1 protein-coding gene is annotated in these 1,685 nt (G+C 64.7%); it reads left to right on the forward strand.

Annotation, left to right across the window (positions count from 1 at the left end):
- The first annotated feature begins 121 nt into the window (after positions 1-121).
- The gene (locus tag NQ036_RS15340) at positions 122-1,513 is read left to right on the forward strand and encodes an IS1380 family transposase (RefSeq protein ID WP_257050016.1); all 1,392 of its coding nucleotides are present in this window, start codon (positions 122-124) and stop codon (positions 1,511-1,513) included.
- Positions 1,514-1,685 lie beyond the last annotated feature (172 nt).

Raw genomic sequence — 1,685 nt, forward strand, 5'->3', positions numbered from 1 at the left:
CCTGGGTTTTTCATGGTGTGGGGTGTCCGGGGTGTGGATGAATAGGTGAAGGTGACCTCTGACCTGGGAAAATAGGACTTGTCTAGAGTTCAATTCCCGCAGAAGAAAGATCACCTTCGAAGTGAAGTCTACCGGCCTGTACCCGCACCCGCACATCGACACTTCCCCCATCCCGGCCATCACCCAAGCCGGTGGCACGGTCCTGACCGACACGATCGATCAGACCGGCCTGGGACGCTACCTCTCAGACGCTCTGGCGTCGTGGCGCAAGCCATTTGCGATCCATGATCCTGGCAAGATCCTGTTGGACCTGGCACTGTCGTTGGCATTGGGCGGCGACTGCCTCTCCGACGCTGGAATCGTGCGCAGCGAACCCGGCATCTACGGGTCAGTCGCGTCGACTCCGACCGTCTCCCGACTCATCGGCTGGCTGGCTGAGGACACCGGGGCAGCGGTCACCGCGATCCGCCGTGCCCGCCAGAAGGCCCGCGCCCACGCCTGGCACAGCGCCGGCACGCATGCTCCTGACCACGATGCCAGCGCTGACCAGCCGTTGGTCATCGACTTAGACGCCTCGATCGTGATCGCGCACAGTGAGAAGGAACAGGCCGCCGGGACGTTCAAGCGCACCTTCGGTCACCACCCCTTGCTGGCGTTCGCCGACCACGGTCCAGCCGGTACCGGCGAGTTGTTGGCCGCGGCCCTGCGCAAGGGCAACGCCGGATCGAATACCGTGGCCGACCATATCTCGATCACCCGTGACGCCCTGGCCCAACTCCCCGGCGGGCGTGGGCGGCCGGGAAAGAAGGTCCTCATCCGCGCCGACACCGCAGGTGGCACGCACGGGTTCCTGGACTGGCTCACCGGACGCAGGCTCTCGTACTCCGTCGGATGGAGCCTGCCGACCGACTTCGGCGAGCTCTACCATCAGATACCGGAAGCGGAGTGGCAGGACGCGTACACGTCGGCCGGTGGTATCCGCGACGGTGCCGGAGTCGTCGAGCTCACCGGGCTGCTCGACCTGACCGGGTGGCCTGCCGGGATGCGCGTCATCGCCCGACGTGAGCGCCCGCATCCGGGAGCGCAGTTGCGGTTCGATGACGTGGACGGGTATCGGATCACTGCGTTCGCGACCAACAGCAGGCGCGGGCAGCTCGCCGATCTGGAAGTCCGGCACCGGCGCCGCGGGCGGTGTGAGGATCGGATCCGCAATGCCAAGGACACCGGCCTGCGCAACCTGCCGCTGCATGGGTTCGACCAGAACCAGATCTGGTTGGAAATCGTCGGCTTGGCCAGTGAGATCACCGCGTGGGCGGGCATGCTCGGACTTGCCGACACTCAAGCACGCCGGTGGGAGCCGAAAACCCTGCGCTACCGCGTCTACACAATCGCAGCGACCATCGCCAAGACAGCACGCCGCACCACTGTCCACTACAGTCACAGGCATCCCTGGGCGCTGCTCATCGTCACCGCGACCGAACGGATCCGCGCACTGCCCCGAGCACCCGATTGATGTCGATACTCACGACAACAGCGACAATGAAAGGCACTCCGGCCCATGGAACGGCCCGACCACCGCGGCGACACGCGCAGGCACATCACACCCGAACAGTACAATCACCTACAACATGAGACAACGACGCCGCGATCAAGCACAAACCCCAACCCGTGAAAAATCGAGGCTA

Source organism: Brevibacterium sp. 91QC2O2 (assembly GCF_024580695.1).
In the GTDB taxonomy this organism is placed as follows: domain Bacteria; phylum Actinomycetota; class Actinomycetes; order Actinomycetales; family Brevibacteriaceae; genus Brevibacterium; species Brevibacterium moorei.